This is a genomic window from Streptomyces sp. NPDC044984, from assembly GCF_040646935.1.
Taxonomy (GTDB): Bacteria; Actinomycetota; Actinomycetes; order Streptomycetales; family Streptomycetaceae; genus Streptomyces.
On record NZ_JBEZBE010000001.1, the window covers coordinates 259,558 to 275,495 of the forward strand.

At 72.7% G+C, this 15,938-nt stretch carries 19 protein-coding genes; 13 read left to right on the forward strand and 6 right to left on the reverse strand.

From position 1 onward, the window contains the following. The first annotated feature begins 78 nt into the window (after window positions 1–78). Window positions 79–1,926 carry a glutamine--fructose-6-phosphate transaminase (isomerizing) gene (glmS, locus tag AB0A94_RS01335; protein ID WP_361736975.1) on the forward strand — a complete coding sequence of 616 codons (1,848 nt, stop codon included), beginning with the start codon at window positions 79–81 and terminating at the stop codon, window positions 1,924–1,926. Here glmS and AB0A94_RS01340 read toward each other — a convergent pair. Continuing rightward, the gene (locus tag AB0A94_RS01340) at window positions 1,887–2,096 is read right to left on the reverse strand and encodes a DUF397 domain-containing protein (protein ID WP_361736978.1); all 210 of its coding nucleotides are present in this window, start codon (window positions 2,094–2,096) and stop codon (window positions 1,887–1,889) included. The two genes, glmS and AB0A94_RS01340, sit on opposite strands and share 40 nt — an antisense overlap. Before the next feature lie 8 nt (window positions 2,097–2,104). Then, window positions 2,105–2,941 carry a helix-turn-helix transcriptional regulator gene (locus AB0A94_RS01345; RefSeq protein WP_361737540.1) on the reverse strand — a complete coding sequence of 279 codons (837 nt, stop codon included), beginning with the start codon at window positions 2,939–2,941 and terminating at the stop codon, window positions 2,105–2,107. Between the two features lie 206 nt (window positions 2,942–3,147). Between AB0A94_RS01345 and AB0A94_RS01350 the strand changes: the two genes are divergently transcribed. From AB0A94_RS01350 to AB0A94_RS01365, 4 genes are all read left to right on the forward strand, one after another. Beyond that, the gene (locus AB0A94_RS01350; protein WP_361736980.1) at window positions 3,148–3,561 is read left to right on the forward strand and encodes an ATP-binding protein; all 414 of its coding nucleotides are present in this window, start codon (window positions 3,148–3,150) and stop codon (window positions 3,559–3,561) included. A 1,007-nt stretch (window positions 3,562–4,568) separates the two neighbouring features. Further along, window positions 4,569–4,940, forward strand: a complete 372-nt coding sequence (locus AB0A94_RS01355) for a holo-ACP synthase (RefSeq protein WP_217128169.1) — start codon at window positions 4,569–4,571, stop codon at window positions 4,938–4,940. Between the two features lie 5 nt (window positions 4,941–4,945). Next, complete coding sequence (locus AB0A94_RS01360; RefSeq protein ID WP_361736983.1) at window positions 4,946–5,074, forward strand: hypothetical protein; 129 nt, start codon at window positions 4,946–4,948, stop codon at window positions 5,072–5,074. Window positions 5,075–5,181: 107 nt separating this feature from the next. Next, window positions 5,182–6,018: an RNA polymerase sigma factor SigF gene (locus AB0A94_RS01365; protein ID WP_217128243.1), complete on the forward strand. Its 837-nt coding sequence runs from the start codon at window positions 5,182–5,184 to the stop codon at window positions 6,016–6,018. Between the two features lie 71 nt (window positions 6,019–6,089). On the opposite strand, the gene AB0A94_RS01370 is transcribed toward AB0A94_RS01365, so the two are convergent. Next, complete coding sequence (locus AB0A94_RS01370) at window positions 6,090–7,265, reverse strand: hypothetical protein (protein WP_361736986.1); 1,176 nt, start codon at window positions 7,263–7,265, stop codon at window positions 6,090–6,092. A 148-nt stretch (window positions 7,266–7,413) separates the two neighbouring features. Between AB0A94_RS01370 and AB0A94_RS01375 the strand changes: the two genes are divergently transcribed. The 4 genes from AB0A94_RS01375 to tsaE all read left to right on the forward strand — a co-directional run bounded on the left by AB0A94_RS01375 (window position 7,414) and on the right by tsaE (window position 11,939). Beyond that, entirely contained in the window at window positions 7,414–8,847 is a 1,434-nt protein-coding gene (locus AB0A94_RS01375; protein ID WP_361736989.1) for an NAD(P)H-hydrate dehydratase, read from the forward strand. A gap of 158 nt (window positions 8,848–9,005) precedes the next feature. After that, entirely contained in the window at window positions 9,006–10,214 is a 1,209-nt protein-coding gene (alr, locus tag AB0A94_RS01380; RefSeq protein WP_361736992.1) for an alanine racemase, read from the forward strand. Beyond that, window positions 10,211–11,440, forward strand: coding sequence for an alpha/beta hydrolase (locus tag AB0A94_RS01385; RefSeq protein ID WP_361736995.1), 1,230 nt, complete (start codon window positions 10,211–10,213; stop codon window positions 11,438–11,440). Before alr ends, AB0A94_RS01385 begins: the two co-directional genes overlap by 4 nt. Continuing rightward, window positions 11,409–11,939 carry a tRNA (adenosine(37)-N6)-threonylcarbamoyltransferase complex ATPase subunit type 1 TsaE gene (tsaE, locus tag AB0A94_RS01390; RefSeq protein ID WP_361736998.1) on the forward strand — a complete coding sequence of 177 codons (531 nt, stop codon included), beginning with the start codon at window positions 11,409–11,411 and terminating at the stop codon, window positions 11,937–11,939. Before AB0A94_RS01385 ends, tsaE begins: the two co-directional genes overlap by 32 nt. 79 nt (window positions 11,940–12,018) lie before the next feature. Here the strand turns inward: tsaE and AB0A94_RS01395 are convergent, their stop codons facing one another. Together AB0A94_RS01395 and AB0A94_RS01400 are read right to left on the reverse strand one after the other, a co-directional pair. After that, complete coding sequence (locus AB0A94_RS01395; protein ID WP_361737001.1) at window positions 12,019–12,207, reverse strand: hypothetical protein; 189 nt, start codon at window positions 12,205–12,207, stop codon at window positions 12,019–12,021. A gap of 164 nt (window positions 12,208–12,371) precedes the next feature. Then, on the reverse strand, window positions 12,372–12,920 hold the full coding sequence (locus AB0A94_RS01400) for a hypothetical protein (RefSeq protein WP_361737004.1): 549 nt from the start codon (window positions 12,918–12,920) through the stop codon (window positions 12,372–12,374). 119 nt (window positions 12,921–13,039) lie between these two features. Here AB0A94_RS01400 and tsaB point away from each other — a divergent pair, with 119 nt between their 5' ends. From tsaB to AB0A94_RS01420, 4 genes are read left to right on the forward strand one after another with little or no spacing between them, the layout of a single operon-like run. Then, on the forward strand, window positions 13,040–13,693 hold the full coding sequence (gene tsaB / locus AB0A94_RS01405) for a tRNA (adenosine(37)-N6)-threonylcarbamoyltransferase complex dimerization subunit type 1 TsaB (protein ID WP_361737006.1): 654 nt from the start codon (window positions 13,040–13,042) through the stop codon (window positions 13,691–13,693). Then, the gene (rimI, locus tag AB0A94_RS01410; protein WP_361737008.1) at window positions 13,690–14,271 is read left to right on the forward strand and encodes a ribosomal protein S18-alanine N-acetyltransferase; all 582 of its coding nucleotides are present in this window, start codon (window positions 13,690–13,692) and stop codon (window positions 14,269–14,271) included. Before tsaB ends, rimI begins: the two co-directional genes overlap by 4 nt. After that, window positions 14,264–15,361 carry a tRNA (adenosine(37)-N6)-threonylcarbamoyltransferase complex transferase subunit TsaD gene (tsaD, locus tag AB0A94_RS01415; RefSeq protein ID WP_361737011.1) on the forward strand — a complete coding sequence of 366 codons (1,098 nt, stop codon included), beginning with the start codon at window positions 14,264–14,266 and terminating at the stop codon, window positions 15,359–15,361. The genes rimI and tsaD overlap by 8 nt, the downstream gene beginning before the upstream one ends. Then, window positions 15,358–15,621: a hypothetical protein gene (locus AB0A94_RS01420; RefSeq protein ID WP_361737014.1), complete on the forward strand. Its 264-nt coding sequence runs from the start codon at window positions 15,358–15,360 to the stop codon at window positions 15,619–15,621. The genes tsaD and AB0A94_RS01420 overlap by 4 nt, the downstream gene beginning before the upstream one ends. Window positions 15,622–15,628: 7 nt before the next feature. Here AB0A94_RS01420 and AB0A94_RS01425 read toward each other — a convergent pair whose 3' ends face one another. After that, on the reverse strand, window positions 15,629–15,925 hold the full coding sequence (locus AB0A94_RS01425) for a hypothetical protein (RefSeq protein ID WP_361737017.1): 297 nt from the start codon (window positions 15,923–15,925) through the stop codon (window positions 15,629–15,631). Between the last annotated feature and the right edge of the window lie 13 nt (window positions 15,926–15,938).

Genomic DNA, 15,938 nt, shown 5'->3' on the forward strand with positions numbered 1-15,938 from the left:
TCCTGCACCGGTGGGAATTTCCGATTTCGGGCAGGCGAAGGCCTTTTCCGACGGCTGACGGACCGTAGGCTGCCGGTCATGTGCGGAATCGTGGGATACGTGGGGTCGCAGTCGGCGCTGAGCGTCGTGACGGCCGGGCTGAAGCGGCTGGAGTACCGGGGGTACGACTCGGCGGGCGTCGCCGTGCTCGCGGACGGCGGGCTGGCCACCGCCAAGCGGGCCGGGAAGCTCGTCAACCTCGAGAAGGAGCTGGCCGAGCGGCCGCTGCCGACCGGGACCACCGGCATCGGGCACACCCGCTGGGCCACCCACGGCGGTCCGACGGACGCCAACGCCCACCCGCACCTCGACAACGCGGGCCGGGTCGCCGTCGTCCACAACGGCATCATCGAGAACTTCGCCGCCCTGCGCGCGGAGTTGACGGAGCGCGGCCACGACCTCGCCTCCGAGACGGACACCGAGGTCGTCGCCCACCTCCTCGCCGAGGAGTTCTCCGCCTGCGCCGACCTCGCGGAGGCGATGCGGCTGGTCTGCCGGCGCCTGGAGGGCGCGTTCACCCTGGTCGCCGTGCACGCGGACGAGCCGGACGTGGTGGTCGGCGCGCGCCGCAACTCGCCGCTGGTGGTGGGCGTGGGGGAGGGGGAGGCGTTCCTCGCCTCGGACGTGGCCGCGTTCATCGCGCACACGCGGGACGCCATTGAGCTGGGCCAGGACCAGGTGGTCGAGCTGCGCCGGGACGCGGTCACGGTCACCGACTTCGACGGCGCCCCGGCCGACGTCCGCGAGTACCACGTCGACTGGGACGCCTCCGCCGCCGAGAAGGGCGGCTACGACTACTTCATGCTCAAGGAGATCGCCGAGCAACCGAAGGCGGTCGCCGACACGCTGCTCGGGCGGATCGACGGGGCGGGCTCGCTGACCCTGGACGAGGTCCGCATCCCGGCGAACGTCCTGCGCGAGGTCGACAAGGTCGTCATCGTCGCCTGCGGTACGGCCTTCCACGCCGGGCTGATCGCCAAGTACGCCATCGAGCACTGGACCCGGGTCCCCTGCGAGGTGGAACTGGCGAGCGAGTTCCGCTACCGGGACCCGATCCTCGACCAGCAGACCCTCGTCATCGCCATCTCCCAGTCCGGCGAGACCATGGACACCCTGATGGCCCTGCGCCACGCCCGCGAACAGGGCGCGCACGTGCTGGCGATCTGCAACACCAACGGTTCGACGATCCCGCGCGAGTCCGACGCCGTGCTGTACACGCACGCCGGGCCGGAGGTCGCGGTCGCCTCGACCAAGGCGTTCCTCACCCAGCTGGTCGCCTGCTACCTGGTCGCGCTGTACCTGGGCCAGGTGCGGGGCACCAAGTGGGCGGACGAGATCCGCGCGGTGGTGCGGGACCTGTCGTCGATCTCCGGTGCGGTGGAGCGCGTCCTGGAGACGATGGAGCCGGTACGGGAACTGGCCCGGTCGCTGGCCGGGAAGAACACGGTGCTGTTCCTGGGGCGGCACGTGGGCTACCCGGTGGCGCTGGAGGGCGCGCTGAAGCTGAAGGAGCTCGCGTACATGCACGCGGAGGGCTTCGCGGCGGGTGAGCTGAAGCACGGGCCGATCGCGCTGATCGAGGACGACGTGCCGGTGGTCGTGGTCGTACCGTCGCCGCGCGGCCGGTCCGTCCTCCACGACAAGATCGTCTCCAACATCCAGGAGATCCGGGCGCGGGGTGCGCGCACGATCGTCATCGCGGAGGAGGGGGACGAGGCGGTCGCCGAGTACGCCGACCACCTGATCCGCATCCCGGCCACCCCGACGCTGCTCCAGCCGCTGGTGGCGACGGTGCCGCTCCAGGTGTTCGCGTGCGAGCTGGCGACGGCGCGGGGGAACGAGGTGGATCAGCCTCGGAACCTGGCGAAGTCGGTGACGGTGGAGTAGGTCTTCACGCCGTCCAGGAAGGTGGCGAAGGCTCCGGCCGGGAAGGTGAGGGTTGCCCTGGCCGGGGCTTTTGAGTCGCGGATGGCTATGTGGGTGGGGTGGCTCGCGATTTCGACGCACTCGTTGCCGTCGCCCGGGCCCGAGTAGGACGACTTCTTCCAGGTGTCCATGGGGTTCCTCACAACTCCTTCGCCAGCCTGTGGACGAATTCACGCGACTGTTCGGGTTCGAGTGACGCGGCCTCCACCTTACGGAAACTGGTCCGATAGGTGGTGAGCTGTGCCTCGGCGTTGATGAAGGCTGAGCCGTGCAGCGCGTCGCGGACCACAGTGTCGAGCTTGGGCAGGGGGCCGCCTACGTACGTCATCGTGCTTGAGGCGCTGGCGAATCCGTCCAGGTCGAAGGGAATGACGCGTACGGTGATGTGGTCCGCTTCGGAGAGTTCGAGGAGTCTGGCGAGCTGAGCCCTGGCGGTGGCACGGTCGCTGACCCTGATGCGCAGCGCCGCTTCGTGGATCAGAGCTTCGTACGGAATCGTGAACTGCTGGCGTGCCTTTCGGTGCTGGATGCGCAACTCGATTTCTTCATCGGTCAGTTCCGGCAGCCGGGACGAGAAGACGGCACGCGCGTACTCCTCCGTCTGCAAGAGGCCGGGCACGTAAAGAATCGCCACGTGGTGGAGGAACCGGGCGTGGTGTTCCAGTTCGGACAGGTCGAGGAACGGCGTCGGCAGCAAGCCCCGATACTCCTCCCACCAGCCGCGTGTGCGATCGGTTGCCATGGCGACCAGGGCGTCGATGAACGCTTCATCGGTACAGGCGTAATTGGCCGCGAGGCGGCGTAGCCGCTTCTCGCTCACACCGCTGAGCCCCGCCTCGATCTGGCTGATCTGCGCCGAACTGACCCCGAGCAGGGTCGCAGCCTCGCGAGCGGTGAGTCCGGCAGCGTCGCGAAGTCTGCGGAGCTCTACCGCCAAGCGCATCTGACGTGCCGTGGGTTCGCGCCTCAGGACCATCGACCGTGCCTCCCAACGCACCTGCTGACGCAACTCGTTCGAGGGTCAGGTTACGTGACTCGCTTGCAGAACTTAAAAAAATAGGTCTACCGTCAGTGACGTCACGTAAGCGCAGCGGAAGCGCACCGCTCCGTCCTGCCACGACGGCTGCGGCACTGCCACCGCCCGCGAGCCGCAACTCCTCGTCATCTGAATGGAGTTCACGCATGCCTGAAAACGAGTCCTGGGAGTACTCCCTCTCCATCCCCAACGACCCTCGCGCGGTCACCGTCAGTCGCCGCACCCTCCGTCTCATCCTCACGATGCACGGGCTGATCGGGCTCGTGGACGTGGCCGAACTCCTCGCCGCGGAGCTGATCGCCAACGCCGTACGGCACACCAAGGGGCCCGCGAGTCTGCGGGTGCGCTGGGCGGGTGGCGTGCTGCGGATCGGGGCGTGGGACACCGACCCCGCGCCGCCCGATGCGCCGCTGCCCTTCGAGCGGTCCGCGGATCTGGGGCTGGAGGACGGGCGCGGACTGGCACTGGTGCGAGCGTGTTCCGACCTGTGGGGGTGGCAGCCGCTGGCCCGGGAGGGCAGCCGGGGGAAGTTCGTGTGGTGCGAACTGAGTGCGGCCTGACGGGGTTCGTCAGTGGCCGTTGGGCCACTCGCTTCTTCGTCAGTGTCGTGCTTCCGCGAACCGCGTCAAGGGCGCTCCCTGCGGTCGCGTCGCCTTCGGCGATGGGCCTGCGGCCCACCCTTGACCCGGCCCGCTCCAGCACGGGGAAGAAGCGAGCGAGCGGCCCGGAGAAAGCGGGGGCCCGGGCACGCTTGCGATCCAGGGCCCGCTGACCAGTTCCCCGGGTTCACGGACGCGTCCCCGCCTCGTCGGCACGCCGGGCCGGCTGAGCGGCGAACGCCCGGTGGGTGGAGGGCTGGTGGGTGGTGGCGGTCCGGTGGGGGGGTTCGGTGGGTGTGGGGGAAACCGTGAACACTAGACCGGTTTAGTGTTCACGGTTTTCGAAGGGGGTGTCCCTGGCGGGGCGCCTTTAGGGCTGTGGGTTCGTTCTCCTGGGGCCCTCCGCCGAGTGTCTCGAGAAACGCGTACGCCCCGCTGGGTGCCCAAGTCGCCCAGTAGGTGGGCGCTGGGTGCCCAAGTCGTCCAGCAGGTGGGCGATGGGTGCCCGAGGGGGGATGGGAGCGGATTTTCATGACCGGGAGGCCTTGACCGTCCTCTTGGTCCTTCGTCCATGGACACATGCTTCCGTCGCTCCCCAGGCATGATGGGTTGGCGGCCCCGCCCCTGCCGGACGTTCGCCGCTGAGCCGGCCCGGCGTGCCGGCGAGGCGCGACCGCGTCCGCGAACGCCGGGCTCCTCCGGGCCGACGGTCGGCCGCAGGTGTGCCTGGGCAGCCGCTTTCCCCGGGCCGCCCGCTCGCTTCTTCCCCGTGCTGGAGCGGGCCGGGTCAAGGGTGGCCCGGAGGGCCATCGCCGCAGGCGACGCGGAGTGGAGCGCAGCGGAACGCAGCGCCCTTGACGCGGGTCGCGGAAGTACGACACTGACGAAGAAGCGGGCGGTCCCACGGTCACTCGTCGGCGGGCGCCCGCTGCGGCGTGCCCCCGCTCCCGCCCCCGTAAGGTGCCCGCATGAGCATCATCGGAGTCGGGATCGACGTGGCCGAGATCGAGAGGTTCGCGGAGTCGCTAGAGCGTACGCCCGCGCTGGCCCAGCGGCTCTTCCTGGAGAGCGAGCTGCTGCTGCCCAGCGGGGAGCGGCGCGGTGTCGCCTCGCTCGCCGCGCGGTTCGCCGCCAAGGAGGCCCTCGCCAAGGCGCTCGGCGCGCCCGCGGGGCTGTACTGGACCGACGCCGAGGTGTGGTGCGAGGACAACGGGCAGCCCCGGCTGCGGGTGAAGGGGACGGTGGCGGCGCGCGCCGCCGAGCTGGGCGTACGGTCCTGGCACGTGTCGCTCAGCCATGACGCCGGGGTGGCCTCGGCGGTCGTGATCGCGGAGGGGTGAGGGCGGTGCCGGCACTGGCCTTCCCGGGGGTCGGGGTCGACCTGCCCGTCTGGGGCGATGCCTTCCTCGTCGTCGCCGCCGTGCTCACCGTCGTCTTCGCCCTCGTGCGGCTGCTGCGTCGCCGCCGTCGGTGAATGTGTGAGAAAAGGGTGCGTGTATCGCGTGGACCGGGGTAGACGCGGTTGAGCCGGTGCCGGAAGTGGGGCCGATCGACCAGGGAGGGCGAACAGTGACGTCGACGATGGCGCGGACCGACCGAGCTCAGACGGTGACCGAGCTGCCGGAGGTCGCCGATCCCGGTCAGGTCGCACCGAAGGACGCCCGGGAGCTGTCCAAGCAGTTCTTCCGCCGGCTGACGGAGCTGGAGGAGGGCACGCACGAGTACCAGTACGCGCGCAACACCCTCATCGAGATGAACATGTCCCTGGTCCGCTTCGCGGCCGGCCGGTTCCGCAGCCGCGGGCCGGAGGAGATGGAGGACATCGTCCAGGTCGGCATGATCGGACTGATCAAGGCGATCGACCGGTTCGAGCTGTCCCGCGAGGTGGAGTTCACCTCCTTCGCGATCCCCTACATCGTCGGCGAGATCAAGCGGTTCTTCCGGGACACGTCGTGGTCCGTGCACGTGCCGCGCCGCCTCCAGGAGGCCCGGGTGCAGCTCGCCCGCGCCACCGAGGAACTGCGCAGCCGGCTGGGCCGTACGCCCACGACCGCCGAACTCGCCCAGCTGATGAGCCTGACCGAGGACGAGGTCAACGAGGCCCGGATCGCCTCCAACGGCTACAACTCCGCCTCGCTGGACGCCGCCATCGGCAGCGAGCCGGACGGCGAGAGCGTGCTCGCGGACTTCATCGGCACCGAGGACGCCGCGCTGGAACTGGTCGAGGACTTCCACGCGCTCGCCCCGATGATCGCCGAGCTCGACGAGCGCGAGCGCAAGATCGTGCACTGGCGGTTCGTGGAGGAGCTGACGCAGGCGGAGATCGGTGAGCGGCTCGGCTGCTCCCAGATGCACGTCTCGCGGCTGCTGTCCCGCACGCTGAAGCGGCTGCGGGCGGGGATGCTCACCACGAACTGAGGCGACGGCGGGCGTCGCGGGTGTACGGGGTGCGGCTCACCATGCCGCACCCCGTACGTGTGCCGCGTCCGCTAGCAGATCGACTGGCTGCTGTTCACCAGCCGGTTGTTGCGGAACGTCGTGTTCTCGCCGCAGGGGCTCTCGCGGATCGACGAGTTGGTCACCGTGAGGTTCTGGACGGTGATGTCCCGGTTGTTCGGGAACTCCGAGCGCGCCGCCAGGCGGATCTCGCCGCCGCCGGTGACCGTGCCGCTCTGGGTGGCGAGGTTCACGTTGTAGCAGTTCTCGATGAGGATCGCGTTGTTGCCCGTGTTCGAGAGGGTGATCCTGTCGATGGTCGCGCCGCCGCTCTCCGAGACGCAGAACACGCCCCGTCCGCCGCCGCGCGCGACGACCTCGCCGACGCGGATGTTGGTGGAGTAGGAGCTGCCGATCCGGCCGTTGCGGTTGGCCATGCGGAAGGCGGCGTAACCGGTGCCGGTGCCCGCGTTCTCCGCGTCCACCTTGGAGACGGTGGCGTTGATCGTCTGGTTCAGCAGCAGGCCCGACTCGCCGACGTTGCGGGCGGTCACCGTGCCGACGGTGAGGCCGTCGACGCCGTAGGTCTCCACGGCGTGGCTGGACGCGCCGGAGACGTACACGTTGTCGATGCGCACGTTGCGGGTCCACTGGCTGGTGTCGCCGCGGTTGTCGATGCGGACGCCGAGGCCGCGGGAGAGGCGCATGTCGATCTGGCCGAGGACGACGTTCTGCACGTTGCGCAGGAAGATCCCGTACAGCGGGGCGCCGGTGACGTTGAGGTGCTGCACCTCGATGTCGCGGGTGCCGCGGGAGTAGACCGGGGCCTGGTCGCCGGAGCCGGTGCCGGTGACGTTGATGGTGCCGCAGACGTCCAGGGTCGTGTAGCTCGGCAGGGAGATGCGGGAACCGGCGGAGATGGAGCCCGAGCCGCGGACCACCACCCGTTCCTTGCTGGTGCGGCCGGAGGACAGGCTGCTGATCGCCGCCTGCACGGCCGCGCGCATGTCGCCGCCGGTGTAGACGGTGCTGCTGCCGCGCCTGGCGGTCCAGGTGCTGCCGTTCAGTACGGCCTCGGCCTGGTAGGAGCCGTCGCCGCAGGCCGCGGCGCGGGCGGGGGCAGGGGCCGCGGTGGTGGTGACCGCGGTGGCGGGGGCCGTCATGAGACCGGCTGCGGTGAGGAGTGCGGTGGCGCCGGCTGCGGCGAGAAGTGCGGCTCTGCGTCCCATGGGTCCTCTGCTTCTGTCGTCGAACCGATTCGACTGAATCGATTCATCCGGTGGGGGGCGGAGAGTTTGGCAAGGGCATGGCAGGGAGTCAAGCGGTCCGCTTCTCCGATACGGGAGTTGACGGGCCGTCTGCGGGAGACTCGGACGCATGCGTACTGCGTACAGCGTGGAGACGGTCAGGACGGCGGAACGGGAACTGATGGCACGGCTGCCGGAGGGGGCGCTGATGCAGCGCGCCGCCGCCGGGCTCGCCGCGGCCTGTGCGGACGTGCTGGGGCGGGTGTACGGCAGCAGGGTCGTGCTGCTGGTCGGCAGCGGGGACAACGGCGGTGACGCCCTGTACGCCGGTGCCCGGCTCGCCCGGCGCGGCGCGGGTGTGAGCGCGGTGCTGCTCGCGCCGGAGCGCGCCCACGGCGGAGGGCTCGCGGCGTTGCGCCGGGCGGGCGGCCGGACCACGGGCACGGACGGCGCCGAAGGGCTGATCGCACGGGCCGATCTGGTCGTCGACGGCATCGTCGGCATCGGGGGGAAGGGCGGGTTGCGTCCGGAGGCGGTGCCGCTCGCCGACGCGGCCGGGCGGGCGCGGGCGGCCGTGGTCGCCGTCGATCTGCCGAGCGGGGTCGACGCCGACACGGGGGAGGTGCGGGGAGCGGCGGTCCGGGCCGACCTCACGGTGACCTTCGGGACGCACAAACCGGGGCTGCTGATCGATCCGGCGCGGGAGTACGCGGGGTCGGTGCGGCTGGTGGACATCGGGCTGTCGCTCCCCGAGGAGCCGGAACTGGAGGCGTTGCAGCACGCGGACGTGGCCCGGCTGCTGCCGGTGCCGGCCGTCGAGAGCGACAAGTACCGGCGGGGCGTCGTCGGGATCGCGGCCGGGTCCGCCCGGTACCCGGGGGCGGCGGTGCTCGCGGTGGCGGGGGCGCTGCGGGGCGGGGCGGGGGCCGTACGGTACGTCGGCCCCGCCGGGCAGGCCGTGATCGCCCGCTTCCCCGAGACGCTGGTGTCGGACGGGGGACCGAAGCACGCGGGGCGGGTGCAGGCGTGGGTGGTCGGGCCGGGGGCCGGGGACGACGCGGCGACGGTCGCGGAGGTGCTGGCGACGGACGTGCCGGTGCTGATCGACGCGGACGGGCTGCGGCTGGCGGAGGCGTCGGCGGTACGGGGGCGGCGGGCGCCGACGCTGATGACCCCGCACACGGGGGAGGCCGCGGCGCTGCTCGGGGTCGAGCGGGGGGAGGTCGAGGACGGACGGCTGGCGGCGGTGCGGGAGCTGGCGGGGCGGTACGGGGCGACGGTGCTGCTGAAGGGGTCCACGACCCTGATCGCGTCCTCGGGAGGGGGCGTGGTGCGGGTGAATCCGACGGGGACGTCGTGGCTGGCCACGGCGGGGAGCGGTGACGTGTTGTCGGGCTTGGCGGGGTCGCTGCTGGCGGCGGGGCTGTCGGCGGTGGACGCGGCGAGTGCGGGGGCGTATCTGCACGGGCTGGCGGGGCGGTTCGCGGCGGACGGTGCGCCGATGGGGGCGCACGACGTGGCGGAGGGGATCGCGGGGGCGTGGCGGAGCGTGGTGCGGGGGTGAGGGGTGGTGCGGGCGGGTTCCGGAGGGTTTTTCGCCCCGGCGCCCTTCCCCGTCCCGTCCCCGGGGGCGCTGCCTCCGGACCCCCGCTCCTCAAACGCCGGAGGGGCTGATTCAGCCGACGGGAAGGTGCGGCGGAGGGCTCTGAGAGACTGGGCGGGATGAACGAGACAGTTGCCCCGGGGGGTGCGGAGCTGCGGGCCCGTGCCGAGATCGACCTCGCCGCCGTGCGGGCCAATGTGCGGGTCCTGCGCGAGCGTGCGCCCGGTGCCGCCTTCATGGCAGTGGTCAAGGCAGACGGGTACGGGCACGGCGCCGTCGCCTGCGCGCGGGCGGCCGTCGAGGCCGGGGCGACCTGGCTGGGCACCGCCACCCCGCAGGAGGCGCTCGCGCTGCGCGCGCCCGGCGCCGGGGTGCCGGACGACGTACGGATCATGTGCTGGCTGTGGACGCCCGGCGGGCCCTGGCGGGAGGCGGTCGAGGCCGGCCTCGACGTGTCCCTGAGCGGCACGTGGGCGCTGGACGAGGTCACCCGGGCGGCCCGTCTCGCCGGGCGGCCCGCGCGGGTGCAGCTCAAGGCCGACACCGGGCTCGGGCGGGGCGGCTGCCAGCCCGGCGACGACTGGGCGGAGCTGGTCGCGGAGGCGCTGCGCGCCGAGGCCGAGGGGCTGGTCCGCGTCACCGGCCTGTGGTCGCACTTCGCCTGCGCCGACGAACCCGGGCACCCCTCCATCGCCGCCCAGCTCACCCGGTTCCGGGAGATGGTCGCGTACGCCGAGGGACGGGGCATCGACCCCGAGGTGCGGCACATCGCCAACTCGCCCGCCACCCTCACCCTCCCCGAGAGCCACTTCGACCTCGTGCGCCCCGGCATCGCGATGTACGGCGTCTCGCCCAGCCCCCAGATCGGCACCCCCGCCGACCTGGGACTGCGCCCGGCGATGACCCTGTCCGCCTCGATGGCCCTGGTGAAGCACGTCCCCGGCGGCCACGGCGTCAGCTACGGCCACCACTACGTCACCCCGGGCGCCACCACCCTCGGCCTCGTCCCGCTCGGCTACGCGGACGGCATCCCGCGCCACGCCTCCTCCACCGGACCGGTGCTGGTCGAGGGCAAGTGGCGCACGGTCGCGGGGCGGGTCGCGATGGACCAGTTCGTCGTCGACCTGGGCGGGGACGAACCGGGGCCGGGCGCCGAGGCCGTCCTCTTCGGGCCGGGCGACCGCGGCGAGCCCACCGCCGAGGACTGGGCGCAGGCCGCCGGGACCATCGCGTACGAGATCGTCACCCGGATCGGAACCCGCGTCCCGCGCGTCTACGTCCATGGCGGAAACGACGGGAACGACGGAAACGACGGGAGCGGTACGTGAGCGAGGGCATCGCGGAGGCCGCCGCCTCCGCAGCCGGCGCGTCCGGCGGGGGCTGGCGCCGGGCCACCGGTGTCGCGGGTGTCGCGATAGGCGTGCTCGCCACCGGGGCCGCCGCGGGCGTCGCGATAGAGCGGATGACGGTCGGCCGGGGCATGCGCCAGAGGGCCCGGCTCGCCCTCGACTCCGCGGGGCCGTACGGCGCGCTGCGCGGCACGCCGGGCAAGGCGTACGCCGACGACGGCACCGGCCTGTACTACGAGGTCGACGACGTGGACCCCGATCCGGCGGCGACCCCGGGGCGCCGGCGCCGGCTGTTCGGCCGCAAGGCGCCCGCCCCGGTCACCGTGGTCTTCAGCCACGGCTACTGCCTCAGCCAGGACTCCTGGCACTTCCAGCGGGCCGCGCTGCGGGGCGTCGTACGGACCGTGCACTGGGACCAGCGCAGCCACGGCCGCTCGGAGCGGGGCGCGGCGCAGGTGGAGCGGGGCGAGCCGGTCACCATCGAGCAGCTGGGGCGGGACCTGAAGGCCGTCATCGACGCGGCGGCGCCCGAGGGGCCGCTGGTGCTGGTCGGTCACTCCATGGGCGGGATGACGGTGATGGCCCTCGCCGACCAGTACCCGGAGCTGATCCGGGAGCGGGTGGTGGGCGTCGCCCTGGTCGGTACGTCGTCGGGGCGGCTGGGCGAGGTCAACTTCGGGCTCCCGGTGGCCGGCGTCAACGCGGTGCGGCGGGTGCTGCCGGGGGTGCTGAAGGCGCTGGGGCAGCGGGCCGAGCTGGTGGAGCGGGGGCGCCGGGCCACCGCGGACCTGTTCGCCGGGGTGATCAAGCGGTACTCGTTCGCCTCCCGTGACGTGGACCCGGCGGTCGCCCGGTTCGCCGAGCGGATGATCGAGGGCACGCCGATCGACGTGGTCGCCGAGTACTACCCGGCGTTCAGCGACCACGACAAGACCGAGGCCCTCGCCCACTTCGCCGGTCTGCCGGTGCTGGTGCTGGCCGGGGTGCGGGACCTGGTGACGCCGAGCGAGCACAGCGAGGCGATCGCCGGTCTGCTGCCCGACGCGGAACTGGTGCTGGTCCCGGACGCCGGGCACCTGGTGATGCTGGAGCACCCGGAGGTGGTCACCGACCGCCTCGCCGACCTGCTTACCCGCGTGGGCGCGGTGCCCGCAGGGGCTACGGTTAATGGCTATGGAAGCAGCAGCACCGCACAACCCGGCTGAACCGACGCCGTCCGCGAACTCCGCCGAGCTGACCGTCACCTCCCCCGAGCAGATGCGCGAACTGGGGCGCAGGCTCGCCAAGCTGGTGCGCGCCGGTGACCTGGTGCTGCTCTCGGGCGAGCTCGGCGCGGGCAAGACGACACTGACCCGGGGGCTCGGCGAGGGGCTCGGCGTGCGGGGCGCGGTCACCTCGCCGACGTTCGTGATCGCCCGGGTGCACCCGTCGCTGGGGGACGGTCCGCCACTGGTCCACGTCGACGCGTACCGGCTCTCCGGCGGTCTGGACGAGATGGAGGACCTCGATCTCGACGTCTCGCTGCCGGAGTCGGTGATCGTCGTGGAGTGGGGCGAGGGCAAGGTCGAGGAGCTGACCGAGGACCGTCTCCAGGTCGTCATCCACCGGGCGGTCGGCGACACCACCGACGAGGTGCGCCGGGTGACCGTGACCGGCCTGGGCGGACGCTGGGCGGCGGCCGACCTGACCGTGCTGTCGGCCTGAGGCGGAAGCGGTCACGCGGCCTCGTGCTGCCGGCCCGGGCGGGGCACGGCCTCGTGCTGCCGGCCTGCGGCGGAGGCGGTCACGCGGCCTCGCGGTGGTCCTTCGCCGGTTCGCAGGGCCGGGGTTCCGGCGCGCGGGGCGGGGTGGAGACCGCGGCGGCCGCGGCGCAGGACGCCAGCAGGTCGCGCATCGGGATTCCGGAGAGGCCGGAGGCCGGCTGGGGCCGCGGCTGCGCCGTGGTCCGGCGGGCGTTCTGGTGGGCCGGCATGGACGCCTCCTGAAGGGCGGGGGCGGGCGTGGTTAGGTAGACCTAACCACGGGCTGGATACCATGTGACCACGCCCGGGACGCCGAACGCAACATCTTGCCGACGTCTTGTCGGAACGTACGGCGCCCGTTCACGCGATCCGGCCGGAACGCGCACACCGGGACTCACGGAACGACGACGACCTTCCGCCCGATCGTCGCGAACCCCCACATCGCCGCGCCGTCCGCGCGGGTCTCGCGGATGCCGCCCGCCCGCTCCCCCGGGGCGAGCCGCGGCGCCGAGCCGTCGACCGCCGCGCTGAACCCGATCGCCGTGCCGTCCACGGAGGCGAACCGCACCACGTGCTCGACCGGGACGCCGTCCGATCCGGTGACCGCCCCGGACCGGGACGTGACCCGGTAGGTGCCCGGCGCCGGGTCCACCGTGCTGGGGCTGACCCCGAAGGTGCGCCGCACCTCGCCGCCCTCCCCGACCAGCCACACCCGGTCGGCGCCCAGTGAGTACACGACCCGTTCGCCCGTCCCCGACCGTGCGGGCACGGCGAACGGGTGGTTCCCGTCCCGGAGGGTCTTGTGGGCGGCCGTCGCGGTGCCGGACGCCGGAGGGCGCAGCCCGTCCGGGACGGTCACCGCCGCCCGGTGGCCGAGGTAGCCGATTGTCGCGAGGGCCGCCGCGGTCAGCCCCGCCACGACCGCCGAGCTGGTGCCTGACACCGACGTCACCCCTGTCCCGCTCTGCCCTGTTATGTACGTACGCCGACGTGACCGTAGCAGTACGTGACCGGCCGACCCGTGCGGCCGTGGCCGGGGCGCGGGAGCCGTAGGCTGTTTGCGTGCTCTTGCTCGCTCTGGATACCGCCACCCCCGCCGTCACCGTCGCGCTGCACGACGGCCACGACGTCATCGCCTCGTCGAGCCAGGTGGACGCCCGCCGCCACGGTGAGCTGCTGCTCCCGGCGATCGACCGGGTGCTCGCCGAGGCAGGTCTGCGGCTGGACGCCGTCACCGGGATCGTCGTCGGCACCGGCCCCGGCCCGTACACCGGGCTGCGCGTCGGCCTGATGACCGCGGACACCTTCGGGCTCGCGCTCGGCGTGCCCGTGCACGGTGTGTGCACGCTGGACGGCCTGGCCCGCGCGGCCGACCTGGAGGGCCCCTTCGTCGTGGCGACCGACGCCCGGCGCAAGGAGGTCTACTGGGCGCGCTACGCGGACTCCCGCACCCGCCTCACCGAGCCCGCCGTGGACCGGCCCGCCGACATCGCCGAGCAGGTGAAGGGCCTGCCCGCGGTCGGCGCCGGCGCCCTGCTGTACCCGGACACCTTCCCCAGGGCGCACGAGCCCGAGCACGTGTCCGCCGCCGCCCTGGCCCGGCTGGCCGCCGAGCGGCTGGCGGCGGGCGAGGAGCTGCCCGCGCCCCGGCCGCTGTACCTGCGCCGGCCCGATGCCCAGGTCCCCAAGAACTACAAGGTGGTCACCCCCAAGTGACCGGATCCGAGACTGCCGTGCTGCGCGAGATGCGCTGGTGGGACATCGACTCCGTGCTGGAGCTGGAGCGGGACCTGTTCCCCGAGGACGCCTGGTCGCGCGGGATGTTCTGGTCCGAGCTGGCCCATGCGCGCGGGCCCGGGGCGACCCGGCGCTACGTCGTCGCCCAGGAGGGCGACCGGATCGTCGGCTACGCGGGCCTCACCACCTCCGGTGCGGAGACCGACGGCGACGGCGACCAGGGCGGCGACAGCGTCCGGGCGGCCGACGTGCAGACCATCGCCGTCACCCGGGACCACTGGGGCACCGGCCTCGGCTCGCGGCTGCTGACCGAGCTGCTGCGGGCGGCGACCGCCTTCGAGTGCGCCGAGGTGCTGCTGGAGTGCCGGGTCGACAACGTGCGCGCCCAGAAGCTCTACGAGCGCTTCGGCTTCGAGACCATCGGCGTCCGGCGCGGCTACTACCAGCCGGGGAACGTGGACGCCCTGGTGATGCGACTGACCGACCCCTCCACCTCCGTGAACCCGGCGAGTCCCGTCGACGGGAACGGCGTACAAGGAACCGAAACCAATGGCTGAGGAACCCCTGGTCCTGGGGATCGAGACCTCCTGCGACGAGACCGGTGTCGGCATCGTGCGCGGGACCACCCTGCTGGCGGACGCCGTCGCCTCCAGCGTCGACGAGCACGCCCGCTTCGGCGGCGTCGTCCCGGAAGTGGCGAGCCGCGCCCACCTGGAGGCGATGGTCCCCACCATCGAGCGCGCGCTGAAGGAGGCGGGCGTCAGCGCCCGCGACCTCGACGGCATCGCCGTCACCGCGGGGCCCGGACTCGCCGGCGCGCTGCTGGTCGGCGTCTCGGCGGCCAAGGCGTACGCCTACGCCCTCGGCAAGCCGCTCTACGGCGTCAACCACCTCGCCTCGCACATCTGCGTCGACCAGCTGGAGCACGGGGCGCTGCCCGAGCCGACGATGGCGCTGCTGGTCTCCGGCGGCCACTCCTCCCTCCTGCTCTCCGCGGACATCACCTCCGACGTCCGCCCCCTCGGCGCGACCATCGACGACGCGGCCGGCGAGGCCTTCGACAAGATCGCCCGCGTGCTGAACCTGGGCTTCCCCGGCGGCCCGGTCATCGACCGGTACGCGCGCGAGGGCGACCCGGAGGCGATCGCGTTCCCGCGCGGTCTGACCGGCCCGCGCGACCCCGCGTACGACTTCTCCTTCTCGGGGCTGAAGACGGCGGTGGCCCGCTGGATCGAGGCCAAGCGGGCGGCGGGCGAGGAGGTGCCGGTGCGTGACGTGTCGGCGTCCTTCCAGGAGGCGGTCGTGGACGTGCTCACCCGCAAGGCCGTACGGGCCTGCAAGGACGAGGGCGTCGACCACCTGATGATCGGCGGCGGGGTGGCCGCCAACTCCCGGCTGCGGGCGCTGGCCCAGGAGCGCTGCGAGGCGGCCGGCATCCGGCTGCGCGTGCCGCGCCCCAAGCTGTGCACGGACAACGGCGCGATGGTGGCGGCGCTGGGTGCGGAGATGGTCGCCCGGAACCGTCCGGCCTCCGACTGGGACCTGTCGGCCGACTCCTCGCTGCCGGTGACGGACCCGCACGTGCCGGGCACCGCCCACGCGCACGACCACGTGCACGAGACCGCCAAGGACAACCTGTACTCATGACGGTCGCGCTGATGTGGGAGGCCCGGGCGGTCCCCGGCCGGGGCGCGGACCTGGTGGCCTGGGCCGAGGAACACGCGCGGGAGCTCGCCCGCCGCCCCCTGCGCCGGGAGACCTTCCGCGCCCCGCAGGACCGGGTCCTGGTCATCACCTGGTGGGACGCCCCGTACGACGCCGACCTCCCCGAACTCCCGGAGCCGGACGGGGAGTTGGTCACGCGGGCGGTGCACCGGTGGCGGTTCGAGTCACTGGGTGGGGACTGACGCCGCCTCACAGCCCCAGGAGCGCGGTCAGGGACGTGACCAGGGCCAGTACACCGCTGCCCGCGCCCGCGCCTTCGCGGATCGTGGCGAGCCAGTCCTGCACCCGGGAACCGTCCACCGGACGGTTCCCGTCCGCCGCGCGGACGACCTCGTCGCGGACGAGCTCGGCCTCCCGCGCCTGACCGGGCTGCTCCGCCCGTACGCGCTCCACCAGCTCGTCGAGGTTCCCGATGAGCAGGTTCTGGTTGTGGTCGCCGAAGTTGTTCTGGCCGCTGACCGGACCGTTGAAGTTGTAGGTGCTCATCTCCGCCGCCTTC